The following is a 17,171-nucleotide window of genomic DNA, read 5'->3' on the forward strand; positions in this document are numbered from 1 at the left end:
TCAACTTCGCTCCATCTATATAGCGAAACTAAGGAGGCATTGCCGTTTAGTTCTTTAAACATAAATTTCTTATTCTTAATTGTTTGGACCGTAATCAACTATCATCCATTTTCCATCAACTTTATCGACAACCATAGCATTATGCTGCAATAAGCCCTCAGGCTTCGGACCATTTACTTTCTTTGTATCGTAAAAGAAGTGCACTAAATAGTGAAATCCGTCTTGTCTGCCCAATACGGAAGCTTCCGGGCTTACCGGTTCTATTTTGTAGCAGAACATATAATAATCAGGTTCATAATACTCGAAAAATATTCTATGTGGATTAACCTTCTTTTTATCCCATTTATTACCATACACATAAGACAATGCCTCCTTGTCCTTGATTTCTCCTGTCAGCTTATATTCATTTGAAGCCCTTATCACCCTAATTAAAATCTCTCGCTGCTCAGCTTTAGCCTTATTGATTTTCTTCTGATCCATTTTATAGTTGGAATTATTAATGTCATTTTCTACCCATACAGGCAAGGCAGATAATACTTCAGTTAAGAATAGTTTTTTATTCGGGTATAAACCGCTTTGATATTCATCTAAAGCTTCTGCAATTTTCTGTTGCTCTTCATCATATGAATATTTTGGATAATACTTCTGCTCCGATATAGTCTTTTGCATCGTTTCCATATCTTTATTCCGGATATTCAATTTGCTTAGCAAATATACATTTAACCCAATAGATAGAACAAGAATTGCAATTGAAAATAAGATCAGTGATTTAGACTTACTGCTCATTGAACAATCCCCCTTTGCCCCCTTTTTCGTACAACAAGCCATTATAAGAAGGACGCTGTATCATCCTTCTTATAATGGCAATTTCACCTTAACTTGATTATTTTTAAAATTTCCCTAATTTCCATCATTCCATTTAAAGGAGTTGATTCTGATAAATTTCAAACTTGACGTTGGAGAATTATATCTACGAATCGTATTTAATTGTTTATTCAATCTGTTTTTCGTATGAGCGCTTACATATAATCTCATCCCAGTCTGCAACTCCATCACCATCATCATCGCCTGTATGTGATAGAGCGTAATCTACAGCAGCGTATCTGTCATAAGAAATATGTAAGCTCCCGGAACATATCTTGTTATTGGCTCTTCTGGTTATTGGTTCTCTTGATACATCATTTCTGCCTTTTTTGCCTCAGCTTCCATATTTCTTATTCGCTCAGAAAAATCTATTTTGTTTCCATGCTCATCCAAAATTGCTTCATTATCGCTTTCATCTTCTATAATATAGATTCCATCATCTTCTGCTTTGAGCGTTAATATATGATATTCTACTTGCTTGTTAGCTCTGCCTCCTGTCTTTTGATAGTAATAAGTTTTTTCTTCTCTAACCTCAGCATAAACAAGGTTTTCTTCAAATTCTATATTTCTGAAATCCAACTCAAGCTCGTACCTATCTAAATGATTGCCAAGAAATTCATCAGCTTTAATTTCGTACTCTAAAAGGCTATGCTCAAAGTTATATGTGTCTTCAGATTTTTTATCCTCCAAATTAAATAAATGAGAAAAATCTATTACTTCTCCCTGTTGAAGGCTCTTAAGTTTAATATCAAAGTAATCGTATATGATACTTTCAATCTTTTCTGTATTGGTTGTTACATAATCTACTACCATCCATTTTCCATCCACTTTATCAACAATTATGATATCATACTGCAATAAACCTTCACGGTTCGGTCCATTTGCTTTCTTTGTATCATAAAAATAATGCACATAATAACAAAATCCATATTTATTGTCATTATCCCACATTGAATCTTCCGGGCTTACCGGTTCTATTTTATAGCAGAACATATAATTATCAGAATCATATTCCTCAAAAAGAAGCTTTTGAGGAATCCATCCTCTTTCCTGCCTTTTTTTGTCACTCACATAAGACAATGCCTCCTTGTCCTTGATTTCTCCTGTCAGCTTATATTCATTTGAAGCCCTTATCACCCTAATTAAAATTTCTCTCTGCTCAGCTTTAACCTTATTGATTTTCTTCTGATCCATTTTATAGTTGGAATTATTAATGTCATTTTCTACCCATACAGGCAGGGCAGACAATACTTCAGTTAAGAATAGTTTTTTATTCGGGTATAAACCGCTTTGATATTCATCTAAAGCTTCTGCAATTTTCTGTTGCTCTTCATCATATGAATATTTTGGATAATACTTCTGCTCCGATATAGTCTTTTGCATCGTTTCCATATCTTTATTCCGGATATTTAATTTGCTTAGCAAATATACATTTAACCCAATAGATAGAACAAGAATTGCAATTGAAAAGAAGAACAGTGATTTAGACTTACTGCTCATTGAACAATCCCCCTTTGCCCCCTTTTTCGTACAACAAGCCATTATAAGAAGGACGCTGTATCGTCCTTCTTATAATGGTAAAATCACTTTAACTTGATTATTTTTAAAATTTCCCTAATTTCCATCATTCCATTTAAAGGAGTTGATTCTGATAAATTTCAAACTTGACGTTGGAGAATTATATCCACGAATCGTATTTAATTGTTTATTCAATCTGTTTTTCGTATGAGCGCTTACATATATCTCATCCCAGTCTACAACTCCATCACCATCATCATCGCTGATCTCTGTTATTACATATACATGACCCCCGCTGTAATGTATAATATCCCCTTCGTTGGCAGCTCTATATGAAATATCAGTGCCTCTCGGGCCATATGTATTTCCCGTTATGTAGTTATGGAACGCACTGCAAGATTTCCATTTAGTAATTGCACCTTGATTATCACACCACCAAGCATCCGTCATAGGCAATTCATGATTATTAATATCATCTTCAGTATCGGAACCGCCATATCCTGCCCAAACACACTGGGAAGCAAAGTTCTGACAATCACCGCCATTAAAACTAGAATCAGCAAAACATTTAAAATTCGGGTTATAGTCCGTTGCATCACTATTATTGCTTGTATGTGATAGAGCGTAATCTACAGCAGCGTATCTGTCATAAGAAATATAGTAATCTCCCGGAACATCTCTTGTTATTGGTTCTTCTGGTTGTTGGTTCTCTTGATACATCATTTCTGCCTTTTTTGCCTCAGCTTCCATATTTCTTATTTGCTCAGAAAAATCTATTTTGTTTCCATGCTCATCCAAAATTGCTTCATTATCGCTTTCATCTTCTATAATATAGATTCTATCATCTTCTGCTTTGAGCGTTAATATATGATATTCTACGAGCTTGTGAGCTCTGCTTCCTGTCTTTTGATAGTAATAAGTTTTTTCTTCTCTAACCTCAGCATAAACAAGGTTTTCTTCAAATTCTATATTCCTAAAATCCAACTCAAGCTCGTACCTATCTAAATGATTACCAAGAAATTCATCAGCTTTAATTTCATACTCTAAAAGGCTATGCTCAAAGTTATATGTGTCTTCAGATTTTTTATCCTCCAAATTAAATAAATGAGAAAAATCTATCACTTCTCCCTGTTGAAGACTCTTAAGTTTAATATCAAAGTAATCGTATATGATACTTTCAATCTTCTCTGTATCATTACTTGCATAAGTAATTTGGGAGCTAAAAATTAAACAGGAGGCAAGCAATATAAAAATAGCAAGCTTCTTTGCACATTCTTTCAAATTTAACACTCCTTTTTTATTTGGCATACTCTTGAAATCTCATAATGTTTGATTTTTATAGATTTCAAGGGTTACCGTTCTATTTCCCATATGTTTTTTGATTCAGTCTTTTACCAAGCTATTCACAATAGACTTCATCGCAAACGCTTATGCTTTCAGAGCTTGTACCTTTGTATACCCTGGCATTGATAGTCAAACGGTAAATATAACCGTCTTTAACGTAGTAGTCTTTGTCAAAATACATTTCATTTCCAATTGCCTCCAAGCCACTCCATTTTTTAATGGTTGTCAGACTTCCATCTGTATTTATGCGCTGCAGTATGGCTTCAGCAGTTATTTTTGCAGTTCCGGGCTTACCTATAATACGGGCTGTGCAATTTGCTTTTAACCCTGTAAAGGCTAATTCTACTATGACACAATCTGTATTTACCCATTGCAAAGAAGGATTTGCATCTGCAGATGCTATAAATAATTGGTTTCCATCTGCCCACAATGCGTTAACACTCATAACTGCAAGCATTAATATTGCCATAATCAAAGCTGCCGCTTTTTTTGCTTTCAATAGACATCCCTTCTTTCGTTTATTTTTTGAGGATTTTTTACCCTCTACTAAATAAACGATTGACTATGCCATTTTGTTACAGTGATAAAAATCCGCCCTATACGGATTGTCATTAATAAATATTACTTCTTCCGTTTATTTTTCCTTCTCAATGCTTTCCGCCATTTTAATAAGTTCATCCTTGTTGATATTTGAAAACAAATTAAAGGAGGTTGTCTCATTTTTCCAAATGATAAATGTGTTATCATCTTCTGATTTAGCTTCAAACAAATATGCCTTTGTTTCTCCAATTGATATTTCAGTATAGTTTTTGTTTTCACTGTCGATTGCTGCAATGCCGCTGCTTGAAAGCAATTTCTGATCAAAATAAATCTTTACTTTTTTATCATTAATATATTTGATAGTTATCGTAGAGCCTGATTTAATAACATCATATTGATAAAAGCCTTCAGGAATATATTTAGGCTTGTAAAGTTCACTCATATCCACTTCGGATTTATTTAACTGCTTTTCCCTTTCATCATACTTAATAGTAACATATCTGTCCTTCCAATCCAGGATAGCATTAAATATGGTGACTCGTGCTGCTTTGACACACAATAAACCTGCGCTCACTAATATAAAAACAATTCCAATGCCGGCAGCAATCTTCTTTGCCATTTGCGAATACATGCGGATATTGATTTTACGCCTGTGCTGTCTCAAAAACCTCTGCATTTTAGCCTCAAATTCAGGCGTAGGTTCATATTCTCCTTCCAGTTGCTCCTCGGAGGGCATCTCTCTCATTTCCCGCTCAAAGTCCTCATTGACAGCAAGCTCAAGCATAGCGTCGAAAACTTTTTTATGCAAAATTCTCTTTTCCATTACAGATACCCTCCTTTTTCAGCTCTTTCATAAGAGCCTGACGCGCCCTATGCAAGCGTACTCTCACATTTCCCGCTGATATTCCAAGTAATTGGGCAATCTCATTATTCGAATAATTATATATTAGGCTTAATCTTAAAATATCGGTATAATTTTTATTGAGCTTTGATATGCACAAAAGCAGCAAGCTATAGCTTTCTTCAGAAATTATATAATCAATAGGAGAGTTATCGTTATCTTTCAAAGTGTTTTCTAAATCATCAAAAGGTATCAATTCTTTATTTTTAATATGTTTTAACATATCAAGAGAAATATTTCTTACTATAATAACGACCAAACCGCGTGTTCTGTTACAGTTAATATCGGATATTAAGTGAAGATTATCAATAATTCTGATAAAGGCTTGTGAAACAGCATCTTCCGCAAGGCAAACATCATGTAAAATACTTCTCGCCGTATAAAGCATGGTATTTTTATATGTCAAATATATTTTTTCTGCCTTGTTCCTGTCATCCTCATTATCAATAACCCCTAAGAAAGTGAGCATGATTTCACTCCTCGTTTCATTCTTAAACTCCGCATTCCTCTACGTCTTCAATTCAACCTCATTTCTTTAATCATATAAATATTACAAGCATATTTATATGAGCCTTAGTACAAACTTTCCCTCTTATTATTATATCTTACACAAGATACCAATTTCAACTAAGCCATTGCTTCATTTTTTAAAGTACATAAAATACCTCCTCAACTTCGCTCCATCTATATAGCGAAACTAAGGAGGCATTGCCGTTTAGTTCTTTAAACATAAATTTCTTGTTCTTAATTGGTTGTTACATAATCTACTATCATCCATTTTCCATCCACTTTATCAACAATTATGATATCATACTGCAATAAACCTTCACGGTTCGGTCTATTTGCTTTCTTTGTATCATAAAAATAATTCACATAATAACAAAATCCATCTTTATTGTCATTGTCCCACATTGAATCTTCCGGGCTTACCGGTTCTATTTTGTAGCAGAACATATAATAATCAGGTTCATAATACTCGAAAAATATTCTATGTGGATTAACCCTCTTTTTATCCCATTTATTACCATACACATAAGACAATGCCCCCTTGTCTTTGATTTCTCCTGTCAGCTTATATTCATTTGAAGCCCTTATCACCCTAATTAAAATCTCTCGCTGCTCAGCTTTAGCCTTATTGATTTTCTTCTGATCCATTTTATAGTTGGAATTATTAATGTCATTTTCTACCCATATAGGCAAGGCAGACAATACTTCAGTCAAGAATAGTTTTTTATTCGGGTATAAGCCGCTTTGATATTCATCTAAAGCTTCTGCAATTTTCTGTTGCTCTTCATCATATGAATATTTTGGATAATACTTCTGCTCCGATATAGTCTTTTGCATCGTTTCCATATCTTTATTCCGGATATTCAATTTGCTTAGCAAATATACATTTAACCCAATAGATATAACAAGAATTGCAATTGAAAAAAAGATCGCTGATTTATATTTATCGCTCATAGAACAATCCCCTTCCCCTTTTTCGTACAACAAGCCATTATAAAGCAATCAATATTACAAAAGTACAAATAATGGAACTTTATATATATGAAGCATTAAATATTTTATGGCAGTAAGCTTATATTAACTGATAAAAGCTATGTAACGTACTTATTGCAACTTATATAGCAATATTGCCATAATCAAAGCTGCCACTTTCTTTGCTTTCAATAGACATCCCTTCTACATCAATAATACCTTCAAACTGAACCCTTACCATTACATTTCCTGAGCGTTAATAAATTTTTGAGAAAAAAGTGTGAAAATATTTCTGCCCTCTTCCAAAGCTAAGTCGAATGGTTCAGGATCACATTCCAGCTGAGGGTTAGGTATAGCTATAAAATAAAATTGGGTGTTAGGTGCAATGTTTATATCTGTAAGTGTCACTTGAACTACAGTTTCCGCATGAGAGGCTAGAGAAATGATATAATCAGAATTAAGGGCATTTGTTACCACTTCACCTTCAAAGATTACGCCAATCCAATAGTTTGCCTCAAATGGCGAAGGGTTATAAAGGTAAAGATCATATACAGGTAGTATATCTTGAGATACTATGTTATTTTGCCGTATTTCATAAGGAGGCTGATCTTGTGAATGGAAAGCTGCAAACTCTATACATCGAGACATATTGGACAATAATGCTGTGTTGTCCGAATTTGAAACTTTGAGCTGAGATTGAACAGTCTCCAAACTTAAATTCTCTGCTGACTTACTAATTGAAAAACGCATATCCACCTCCGGAGTGAGAATCTTTCGTGGAGATACATAAACTTTTTCAATTATAAATATACCGAAGTGATGACCTGCATTCACTCTGGAAAAATCAATATAAGTAGAAATCTCGCTGCCCTCTGCTTTTAGCAAAAGCGCATTTGAATATATATCATCTTCTGATAAGTCATACTGTAAGCCGTCGATAAGCAACATAAGCTTATAAGCTATAACATCTGTGTCAGTATTTTTGATTATCAGTTTATACTCTTCATTGCTATTATATACAATATGTCTTGAAGATAGGATCTGTCCATGATGGTCTAGCATCTCAGACACAAAGATACTATCATTATTGATTTTGTTATCCACCGTTTCAGCCTTAGGCTCTTGATAATAAGTGTAAATACGTTCATGGCATTCCGTTATCAAAATTATCATCATCATACACAGTATAAGTTTTAGTATATCTATTTTCTTTTTAAATAGAGAAAACATATATTGATCTCCTTTCATGAAAATAAAAAGTTGCTATCTAAAAAATATTACCGAAATACTCAACTTCGCTCCATCTATATAGCAAAACTAAGGAGGCATTGACATGTTCTAATATATCTTCGCCGTTGTTGCCTTTTGTCTACTTTATCTACCACATCATACATACCATTAATCATAGAAAAGGCTTACCACCAATTTCCCATGAATTAGTCTTGTTTCCTGCAATAAATTTCGTTCTATTTTCTACTGCGCATATTGTAGCAATAAGAATCGCTTCATTAAGGCTGTCATAAAAAACAACTGCTTCTTTATCATCACTAACAGAAATCGCTTTTAAAACAAAATTTGTTTCCGATAATAAGCTGTTTATTGCCGACTCTTTTGTAATATAATTTTGCAGCCCTTATCACCCTAATTAAAATCTCTCGCTGCTCAGCTTTAGCCTTATTGATTTTCTTCTGATCCATTTTATAGTTGGAATTATTAATGTCATTTTCTACCCATACAGGCAAGGCAGATAATACTTCAGTTAAGAATAGTTTTTTACTTGGGTATAAACCGCTTTGATATTCATCTATAGCTTCTGCAATTTTCTTTTGTTCTTCATCATATGAATATTTTGGATAATACTTCTGCTCAGATATAGTTTTTTGCATTGTTTCCATATCTTTATTCCGGATATTCAATTTGCTTAGCAAATATACATTTAACCCAATAGATATAACAAGAATTGCAGTTGAAAATAAGATCAGTGATTTAGACTTACTGCTCATTGAACAATCCCCCTTTGCCCCCTTTTTCGTACAACAAGCCATTATAAGAAGGACGCTGTATCATCCTTCTTATAATGGCAATTTCACCTTTTCGAATTTAACACCCATTTTTGTTTAGTATACTCTTGAAATCTCGCAACGCTTGAGTTTTGTAGATTCCAAGGAAGAAAATATTGTTTTTGTTGTTTGAATAAAAAAGCCGGGGCAGGTTTGATAAGAAAAAAGAGCCTGCCCCCTATGCATTATTTTACAATTATAAAACAATCAATATCATAAAAGTATAAACGTTGGGATGTTATATAACTACTAATTTCTATTGAAGGATAGCAATATTTCCTGCAAAAAAGGTATAAATTTATTCTCTCCTTCATTGATTATATATTTATTTATATCTTCAATACCTTTTGTTCTATCTTCATTAGTAAGGATAAAATCTAGATCCGCTAACCCTCCATTGAATGCAATTAAGTAGTTTACCATATTTATATTCGTAATTTCTAAATATTCGGATGAAAACTCCATAAGATCTCGAGGCATTTGAGTCATCACACTAATTATTTTTGTTTCAGTAAACTCTGGACTATATATCAGATTTAAACGAACTAATATGGTTTTTTCATTATTTAAAAAATAATATTTATATCTGCTAGGAAACTTCATATCTCCATTTATTGAATCATTTTTTCTAGAGTCTAGCTTCTGTATCTCTGGGAAAATAGTGAAATCTTTATTGAGTTCTTCTCCGCTTTCTGTAATCAACGTATAGTTATCAGGTAAGGGAGCATTTCTTATTGATTCGACATTTTTTACGAAGACTTCATAAGCTAACATGCTTTTATTATTTTGATTTTTTACCGAACATCCAGAAATCAATAATATACTTGTGCACAGGATAAGTAATGCAATAGGTAATATAAGATATAATTTTTTCATACTGGCATTCTTATTAATATAACTTAGTTTCTTATCCATGTTTTTGCGTTTATAACATGTTCATTTTTGTGTGCGTTTATTGTAATATCTGTATACTGAGTCTTAGTATAACCTGACTCTGAATAGGTATCCGGATATTTTACTCCTAAAGTTCCTACAGTGCCTGTGCCGCCCCAGTACGCTTCAATACCGCCTCGCTTACCTGCTGGAACTACCAAAGATCCATAAGTATATCCTACAGCTTCATTTCTTTCTCTTATCAACTTTGCACCTCCAGTAAGTTTAGTTTCTAGTTTACCTATTAATTTATTTTGAAGTGCACCTGTAAACTCAACTTCTCCATAGAACTCTGAGCCGGATCTTGCAGATTGTTCTACTTTTAACTCTATAGGAACATCCCGATTTTGCTAATTTGCTTTAGCTTTGCAGGCAATATTTTTAATCTACAATTTTTTCTTCAATATAGATAAAGTCAAATTCTCGTGACAATTCTTTTCCTTCCTTATCTAACAGGCGGTAGTTTTTTAAAGAACTTACATCTACTTTAAATATAAAATACTCTTCTTTCGATATATCTTTTATATAGCTACTTTCATCCTCCTTTGTTACTTCTATAGAATCAACGGTTCTATTAAAGTTTTTTCCTGTCAAGATCAAATATTTATCTTTTACACCTTTTATAACATAGCCGTATATAAATTGCTTTTTATGGACTATAGTTTGAACTGCATACTTATTAATCAAGCCCTTATAAAAGTTTGCAAATCCTACTATTTCACTTCCGTTTACTGAAGCAAATGAATAAACAACAATTTTTATAAAGTCAAAATCTGATTGTTTTCTTATTATTATATCGTGTTTATTATAGCTCATACCTTCGGTTGCAGATACATTTTGAGCTATTATTTCTACAAGCTGTTCCTCTCGTATTCGAAAAATAAAAATGTGTAAAATTATTGCCAAAACAAGTATAATTACTATCGCTGCATTTTTATATACTTCTATTGAAAATTTATTTATGGCATTTTTCACATAATCCTCCTCCAAATACTTGCATTATACCATATAAGGAACTGCTCGGCAGCCTTTACATGGAAATCAGCTACTGGTTTAATAACTTCCATAGCTTACAGGTGAAACTCCCACAACTCCAAACATATCTAAGTATAAGGTTTTACCAAAGGCTTGAGTTTTCCAGTCCTTTGGAATATATCCTTCATAATATGTTTTGCCTTTATATTTGACAGTATCATCATCAATAAATGCCTTCCTTCCGGTTACTTCTCTATAATGATTTGTATTAATTGTATCTGTACACATAAATGAATAATTGTCAATTTTTGCTGATACAGTTGTAGTTAAAAAATCTTTTATTTTGCCAGAAACAATAGATATTCCATAAGCAACACATATAGCTTTTATTGTTTGTGTCATTATTGATGCCGGAACCGCTATTACCGATATAATTGCTGCAACTAAATCGACTATATATCCTTTATAAGCATCTACTGTATAAGAATCCTGCTCAACCGTTGTTGTATATTTAAGTCTTATGCTATGTATCTCAAAAGTAGTTGGATCCTTTTCGTAGTTAATTCTGCCTAACTTTGTATAATTGGTAGAGTATGATCTTGCATCAGTACCAGCTTTTTTTATTATACTTCTTGCATCTTTGGTGGTTATTTTCCCATTTTCATCTCTTATCTTTAATTCCATGTCACCTTTTTTTATTTCAACTTCCTCAACTAGTTTCCCGTTATTATACTGTCTTAGAACTTTTATGCCGCTTGCTCTGTCAACTTCTTCAATTGTCACGTGTGTTCCACTATTATCAGTAAAACTATATATATTGCTAGCGGCATTATTATCGTTAACTTTTGCTAATGCGTTAACATTCATGCCGCTAAATAACATAACTATCGCAACTACAATACTTATATACCTTTTTTTACTCTTGTTCATAACTAAACCTCCTTAAAATCTAATTTGATTTATAAAGTTTCTAATGATGCTATATTATACCACGCTATTCACAATAGACTTCATCATACACGCTTACGCTTTCAATGGACATCCCTTCTTTCGTTTATTTTTTGAGGATTTTTTACCCTCTACTAAATAAACGACTGACTATACCATTTTGTTACAGTGCTAAAAATCCGCCCTATACGGATTGTCATTAAAGCATATCTGCATTATACTATATATTGTTTTCTAGAATATAACGCAATTTGGTAAAGTGGTGATAAATGTGGAAGTAAAAGAAGCTTTAGATGTAGCTCTGCTCAGCGGTGAAATTCTTCTTACCAGCGGTTCAGAGATATACAGGGTAGAGGATACCATAGACAGAATATGCAATGCCTACGGCATAAAGTCCGAGTGCTTTGTGACCCCTACCGGTATCTTCATATCAGGTTGGTCAAAGGATAATCCAAAGGAATCGGTATCACTGGTAAAAAGGATTAAATCCAGAACTATTAATCTGCATAGCATAGAGATAATAAATACTTTTTCAAGAAGCCTTCAGACCAAAAAGGTTCCTTATGATGAAGCAATGGAATTATTAAGAGGCATGGAGAATGCTCCTTATTTTCCTTTTTATAGAAGGCTTATAGCATCAGGAGTAACGTCCCTGGCCTATGCCATGCTTTTTGGAGGTACTGCCGTTAACGGGATAGTCGCTGCTATCATAAGCATGCTCATATATGCATCGAGAGATAAGATGAGCAGGGTCAGCCTGTCTCCGTTCTTTCTGGATTTTGTATGGAGCTTTATAGCCGGCCTTCTAGCAATTTTTGCAAACAAATTTATAATACCAATAGATGTAAATTCTGTAATAGTCGGCTCAATTATAATTTTATTCCCCGGACTTGCAATGACTAATGGGATCAGGGATGCATTATACGGAGATATTTTATCAAGCCAGGCAAGGCTTACGGAGGCTTTGTTTACCGTTACGGCTATTGGCGTAGGGGTCGGCATAGTTTTATTACTTATGAAGTATTGGATGTGATTTTATGAGGGAGATTATTCTCGCTTTTTTAGGCAGCTATTGCCCTGCGATTTTATTTAACATTGAGAGGAAGAATCTGTTCTGGGCCGGCATCTGTGGTGCTATGGGCTGGATAACCTATGACGGCATATATATTCTGTCCGACAATAAGATTTTCGCTTCGTTTATTGCTTCGATAGTTATCAGTCTTACCAGCGAAATCATGGCTAAAGTATTTAGAACTCCGTCAACGGTATTCAACGTTCCGAGCCTGCTTCCCATTGTGCCGGGCATTCCGGCTTATTATACGGTGCTCAATATTATCGAGAACAATATACAGGAAGCCCTGTACAAGGGTCTTGAAGCCATTGGCATCGCCGGTGCAATAGCCTTTGGGATTTTATTGGTTTCAACGGTTTTTAAATGCATAAATTCGAAAAAAAATCATACATGCCTTTGATAAGCATACTAGCAATTGATTTTGCTTTCTGACAATGTTACTTTTAATATAATATCTCTTAGAGGGGGTTTATATTATGAAAATAAGATCTATGGAGTCGGGAGACATCGGGGCAGTCAGGGAATTGATAGATATATGCAAGCCGCTGGACTTGCACACGCCCTTTACATATTGGATATTATCGGAGTATTTTAATAACACATGCATGGTGCTCGAGGATGAAGAGGCAATAGTCGGGTATGCCGGAGGCATCAAAAGCTCTTCTATGGAAGGAATATTCTATCTATGGCAGATAGGACTGCTGCCCGGTTATAGGGGCAAGGGCTATTTCAGCTTGCTTTTGGATAGAATCATTGAAGAAATAAAAAAGTCGGACTGCAATGCTTTGGAGTTTTCCGTGCTCTCCGATAATTATCAGAGCATCAATGCTTTCTCCGGTTATGCAAAAAAGAAAGGCTTGCCCATGGGAAAAAGAGGCAGCCTTCGTTTTTATGATAAACTGGCAGATGAAGAATGCAAGGAGGATATATATAGGATTGCTCTATAAGCCTCTCAGATATTCCTCTTTGAAGTCAAGTTCACCCTCAATAGCTTCTTGAAGCTGGTTTATCAGCAATTCCCTATCTCTATTGAGAGTTCCTTTTAACGATAAATAGTTTGAAGCGTGATTGCTTCTGAATATACAGCCTTCGCAGTCAAGGTTTTTTAAAAGCTCCAATGTTTCTGCAGCTATCTCCTGAGGAGTTAAAAGCTTGAAGGAGCCTTCTGATACCTCTTCATACAGCTTAGTCCCAGGCTCCACCATAAGGGTCAGCAGTCCCAGAAAATCAGGCTTCATCTTGTTTATTGCCTTAGCGGATTCTAGGGCATGCTCCTTCCAAAGCTGCTTTCCGCCCAGCCCCGATATCAGAGTGACAGAAAGAAGTATCCCTGCTTCTTTGACCTTCTGGCCTGTCTCCACTATTTCTTGAGAGTCTGCGCCTTTGTTTATACTCTTTAATATTTCGTTGCTTCCGGACTCCAGTCCCAAATATGCGATGCCGAGTCCCGCTTCCCTGAGCAGCTTTAAATCCTCATGGGATTTCAGCATTATGCTCCTTGGAGATGCATAGATTCCCACTCTCTCGCATTCGGGTATAGTATTTCTTATATGCTCCAATATTTTTAAGAGTTCTGCCGTTTTGATCATCAGGGCATCGCCGTCAGCCAGGAAAATCCTCTTTATGCTTTTATACTGCATACTTGCTTCACTGATGTCTTTAATTATATCTTCTATGCTTCTTATTCTAAACTTTTTATCCTTATACATGCTGCAAAAGCTGCATTTATTATGAGAGCAGCCGATAGTCGCCTGAACTATAAGGCTCCATGCTTCGCTTGGCGGCCTGTATATGCTTCCTTCGTATCTCAAAGTCTCCACTTCCTTTCTGAAATTATATATAACGCATTAAATATTCTACATAGCTGTAAAATCTTTTTCACGTTATATCTAGTTTTGCTTCTTTTTAATGGTCTGCCTGAGGCCTTTTTCTTCTTTTCTTATAATTCTTTTAATATTCGGCAGATGATTATAAACGGCAAGTGCTGCAATTATCATTGAAATAGTCACCGCTCCAAGCCCCAGCTTCAAATATACGGTGGCAGCGACGACGATCAGGACAAGGGCTATAGTGCCTAAAGCGATATAATCGGTGATCAATGTTACTATTATAATAGTCAGTATTCCTAACACTGCAAGAGGAATATTGACTGCTATGAGCATGCCTATAAGAGATGCAGTGCCTTTTCCTCCTTTAAAATTCATGAAAAATGGGTGATTATGTCCCAATATTACAAAAAGGCCGTTTAGATATAGGTAAAAATTAAACAGGTTTGGATCGGCAACATCTTTATACAAGGCTTTTATAAGCATAACAGAAGCTACGGCCTTTGAAATATCCAATAAAGCAACTAAAACCCCATATTTCCAGCCCAAAGAAATAACCGTATTTGAGGCCCCTGCATTGCCGTGCCCCATATTTCTTATGTCTACATTTCTAAGAAGCTTGCCGAGTATATAGGAGAACTGCAAGCATCCAAATACATATCCGATTAAAGCGACAATAAAATAATCCTTCATAGCATTTCTCCTTATTAATATTTTCTTAATTATATCTGTTGTACTAGCTGATAGCAAGTATAAAGCTTCGAAGCTAAGACTTTGTAAGCTTGTATAGTAGTTTTATCCTATATTTCCATGAAAATAAAAGGGTATTCTCATAGAAAAGGAGTGCAAAAAATTATCCCCCGGTGTTCCCGGGGAATCATCATTTTATCCTGAATGATTGAATTATTCTGTTGAACATCAGAGGGTAATATTTTCTCCAGTCCTTTTCATCCGTATAAAAGCTTGCTCTATATATCTTCCCTTTTCCATCTTCTAAAAATGCTTCATAGGATCTATAATAGCCTCCTGTGTCCTTTGGTCTTTCATACTGCAGCAGATAGCCTTTGTTCCTGTTTACCATTATTTCTTTCAGATTATAAGATTTGAAGTCTGTAGAGTCTGCTGCCGCAGTTTTTGCCTCCTCCAAAAATTGTGACAGAGGTTTATCTATTTTCCATACTTGAATAAAGCCATGTATCTTTTTATTTGGAGTGATATAGTTCAAATCATAGATTATCTCGCCGCCCATAAATTTTTGCTCCCATGCGGACCAGGATGCAGGTATAGAAAATTTAAAGCTTCCATCCAGAACTTCATAATTTTTATACCCTTGCCTTTCCATCTTCTGCAGCTCTATATTAGCCTTAAATACCGCTGCTGTATCCGATATTCTTCCGTAAAAGGCCAGCATAAGCATGATCAATAGAACCATAGCAGCTACATAAGAAGCATAATGCTTTTTTAATATTTTTTTCAAGATTTTTCCCCCCTTTTCCCTTTGAATCTTCTACTTAATAAATATGACATATATAAAATGATAATGTATAATATATCTATAATTTATATGGAGGTGTTTTTTATTGAGGTATATAGATTTGAGAAGCGATACTGTAACCATGCCTACAGCCGAGATGAGAAAGGCCATGTTTGAAGCCGAGGTAGGCGATGATGTATATGGAGATGATCCCACCATCAACAGATTGGAGAGGCTGGCCGCCGATATAGTCGGCAAAGAAGCAGCTATCTTTGTTGCCAGCGGCACCATGGGGAATCAGCTTGGGGTCATGACTCACACCGTCAGGGGTGATGAGATCATACTCGGTGAAAACGCTCATATAGCCGTTCATGAGGTAGGGGCCGCAGCCGTGCTGTCAGGTGTTCAGCTCAGGACTATCAAAAGCAGTGATGATATCCTTTATCCCGAATTAGTCGAAAAAGCTATAAGATCCGATGATATACATGAGCCCAGAACAGGGCTTATATGCTTGGAAAATGCACTGGCTAACGGAACTGTGGTTCCCCTTGAGGTGATGAAAAAAGTATATGAATTAGCCGTGAAGCGCGGCATTCCCGTGCATCTTGACGGTGCCAGATTGTTCAATGCGGCTGCAGCTTTAGGCGTAACCGCCGCTGATATAGCCCAATATACAGATTCAGTCCAGTTTTGCCTTTCCAAGGGCTTATGTGCCCCAGTAGGTTCTATTCTGGCCGGTACCAGAGCTTTTATTAATAGGGCAAGGAAGAACAGGAAGCTCCTCGGCGGCGGCATGAGGCAGGCAGGTTTTCTGGCAGCGGCAGGCATAATAGCACTTCAGGACATGACAAAGCGGCTCGGGGAAGATCACGAAAATGCCAGGTATCTGGGAAAAAGGCTTCTCGAAATTCCGGGCATCGAGCTTAATCCGGATAAAATTCAAATCAATATGGTATTCTTTAAGCTGAATCGCCCTGATTTTGACCCGAATCTCCTTGTTTCAAAATTCTTTGATAAAGGTATAAAGATAAACGGCGAAGAAGGCGGACTTTTTAGATTTGTGACGAACAACGATGTAAATAAGCAGGATATAGATTTTGTAATCAATACTATGAAAAAAATATTATTATAAGCGAAGCTTCTCTTGAAAAGCATTTAACGGAAAGTTAACACTGAGTAAATCTATATTTTACTATGCATTTCAGAATAAATATTGTATATATTTAGCTTATGATGT

General features: G+C 35.2%; 20 protein-coding genes. 4 read left to right on the forward strand and 16 right to left on the reverse strand.

Annotated features, from left to right (window positions below):
* Positions 1 to 75 precede the first annotated feature (75 nt).
* From AC4HCY_RS16020 to AC4HCY_RS16080, 13 genes are all read right to left on the reverse strand, one after another.
* The gene (locus AC4HCY_RS16020) at positions 76 to 786 is read right to left on the reverse strand and encodes a hypothetical protein (RefSeq protein WP_491094617.1); all 711 of its coding nucleotides are present in this window, start codon (positions 784 to 786) and stop codon (positions 76 to 78) included.
* A gap of 372 nt (positions 787 to 1,158) precedes the next feature.
* Positions 1,159 to 2,364 (reverse strand): hypothetical protein, encoded by a 1,206-nt coding sequence (locus tag AC4HCY_RS16025; RefSeq protein ID WP_491094618.1) that lies wholly within the window; start codon positions 2,362 to 2,364, stop codon positions 1,159 to 1,161.
* Positions 2,365 to 2,478: 114 nt separating this feature from the next.
* On the reverse strand, positions 2,479 to 3,690 hold the full coding sequence (locus AC4HCY_RS16030) for an amidase domain-containing protein (protein ID WP_491094619.1): 1,212 nt from the start codon (positions 3,688 to 3,690) through the stop codon (positions 2,479 to 2,481).
* 91 nt (positions 3,691 to 3,781) lie between these two features.
* Positions 3,782 to 4,225: a hypothetical protein gene (locus AC4HCY_RS16035; protein ID WP_491094620.1), complete on the reverse strand. Its 444-nt coding sequence runs from the start codon at positions 4,223 to 4,225 to the stop codon at positions 3,782 to 3,784.
* 135 nt (positions 4,226 to 4,360) lie between these two features.
* Positions 4,361 to 5,089, reverse strand: a complete 729-nt coding sequence (locus AC4HCY_RS16040; protein ID WP_491094621.1) for a DUF4367 domain-containing protein — start codon at positions 5,087 to 5,089, stop codon at positions 4,361 to 4,363.
* A complete protein-coding gene (locus AC4HCY_RS16045; RefSeq protein ID WP_491094622.1) occupies positions 5,067 to 5,636 on the reverse strand; it encodes an RNA polymerase sigma factor in 570 nt (189 codons plus the stop codon). Before AC4HCY_RS16045 ends, AC4HCY_RS16040 begins: the two co-directional genes overlap by 23 nt.
* Positions 5,637 to 5,911: 275 nt before the next feature.
* Positions 5,912 to 6,628 (reverse strand): hypothetical protein, encoded by a 717-nt coding sequence (locus tag AC4HCY_RS16050; RefSeq protein ID WP_491094623.1) that lies wholly within the window; start codon positions 6,626 to 6,628, stop codon positions 5,912 to 5,914.
* A 258-nt stretch (positions 6,629 to 6,886) separates the two neighbouring features.
* Entirely contained in the window at positions 6,887 to 7,876 is a 990-nt protein-coding gene (locus tag AC4HCY_RS16055; RefSeq protein WP_491094624.1) for a hypothetical protein, read from the reverse strand.
* A gap of 317 nt (positions 7,877 to 8,193) precedes the next feature.
* Positions 8,194 to 8,649: a hypothetical protein gene (locus tag AC4HCY_RS16060; protein WP_491094625.1), complete on the reverse strand. Its 456-nt coding sequence runs from the start codon at positions 8,647 to 8,649 to the stop codon at positions 8,194 to 8,196.
* 306 nt (positions 8,650 to 8,955) lie between these two features.
* A complete protein-coding gene (locus tag AC4HCY_RS16065) occupies positions 8,956 to 9,582 on the reverse strand; it encodes a hypothetical protein (protein ID WP_491094626.1) in 627 nt (208 codons plus the stop codon).
* Positions 9,583 to 9,605: 23 nt separating this feature from the next.
* Entirely contained in the window at positions 9,606 to 9,845 is a 240-nt protein-coding gene (locus AC4HCY_RS16070; RefSeq protein ID WP_491094627.1) for a hypothetical protein, read from the reverse strand.
* A gap of 175 nt (positions 9,846 to 10,020) precedes the next feature.
* Positions 10,021 to 10,614 carry a hypothetical protein gene (locus tag AC4HCY_RS16075; RefSeq protein WP_491094628.1) on the reverse strand — a complete coding sequence of 198 codons (594 nt, stop codon included), beginning with the start codon at positions 10,612 to 10,614 and terminating at the stop codon, positions 10,021 to 10,023.
* Between the two features lie 78 nt (positions 10,615 to 10,692).
* Complete coding sequence (locus tag AC4HCY_RS16080) at positions 10,693 to 11,544, reverse strand: hypothetical protein (RefSeq protein ID WP_491094629.1); 852 nt, start codon at positions 11,542 to 11,544, stop codon at positions 10,693 to 10,695.
* 289 nt (positions 11,545 to 11,833) lie between these two features.
* Between AC4HCY_RS16080 and AC4HCY_RS16085 the strand changes: the two genes are divergently transcribed.
* The 3 genes from AC4HCY_RS16085 to AC4HCY_RS16095 all read left to right on the forward strand — a co-directional run bounded on the left by AC4HCY_RS16085 (position 11,834) and on the right by AC4HCY_RS16095 (position 13,581).
* Complete coding sequence (locus tag AC4HCY_RS16085; protein WP_323430602.1) at positions 11,834 to 12,595, forward strand: threonine/serine exporter family protein; 762 nt, start codon at positions 11,834 to 11,836, stop codon at positions 12,593 to 12,595.
* 4 nt (positions 12,596 to 12,599) lie between these two features.
* Complete coding sequence (locus AC4HCY_RS16090) at positions 12,600 to 13,034, forward strand: threonine/serine exporter family protein (RefSeq protein ID WP_491094630.1); 435 nt, start codon at positions 12,600 to 12,602, stop codon at positions 13,032 to 13,034.
* 76 nt (positions 13,035 to 13,110) lie between these two features.
* Positions 13,111 to 13,581 (forward strand): GNAT family N-acetyltransferase, encoded by a 471-nt coding sequence (locus AC4HCY_RS16095; RefSeq protein WP_323430604.1) that lies wholly within the window; start codon positions 13,111 to 13,113, stop codon positions 13,579 to 13,581.
* Here AC4HCY_RS16095 and AC4HCY_RS16100 read toward each other — a convergent pair.
* From AC4HCY_RS16100 to AC4HCY_RS16110, 3 genes are all read right to left on the reverse strand, one after another.
* Positions 13,576 to 14,445 (reverse strand): radical SAM protein, encoded by an 870-nt coding sequence (locus tag AC4HCY_RS16100; RefSeq protein WP_323430605.1) that lies wholly within the window; start codon positions 14,443 to 14,445, stop codon positions 13,576 to 13,578. The two genes, AC4HCY_RS16095 and AC4HCY_RS16100, sit on opposite strands and share 6 nt — an antisense overlap.
* Before the next feature lie 78 nt (positions 14,446 to 14,523).
* Positions 14,524 to 15,153 (reverse strand): glycerol-3-phosphate acyltransferase, encoded by a 630-nt coding sequence (locus AC4HCY_RS16105; protein WP_323430606.1) that lies wholly within the window; start codon positions 15,151 to 15,153, stop codon positions 14,524 to 14,526.
* Between the two features lie 187 nt (positions 15,154 to 15,340).
* The gene (locus tag AC4HCY_RS16110) at positions 15,341 to 15,937 is read right to left on the reverse strand and encodes a PsbP-related protein (protein WP_323430607.1); all 597 of its coding nucleotides are present in this window, start codon (positions 15,935 to 15,937) and stop codon (positions 15,341 to 15,343) included.
* 103 nt (positions 15,938 to 16,040) lie between these two features.
* Here AC4HCY_RS16110 and ltaE point away from each other — a divergent pair, with 103 nt between their 5' ends.
* Positions 16,041 to 17,066 carry a low-specificity L-threonine aldolase gene (gene ltaE / locus AC4HCY_RS16115; RefSeq protein ID WP_323430608.1) on the forward strand — a complete coding sequence of 342 codons (1,026 nt, stop codon included), beginning with the start codon at positions 16,041 to 16,043 and terminating at the stop codon, positions 17,064 to 17,066.
* The last annotated feature ends 105 nt before the right edge of the window (positions 17,067 to 17,171 follow it).

Source organism: Lutispora sp. QWL-02 (assembly GCF_058315355.1).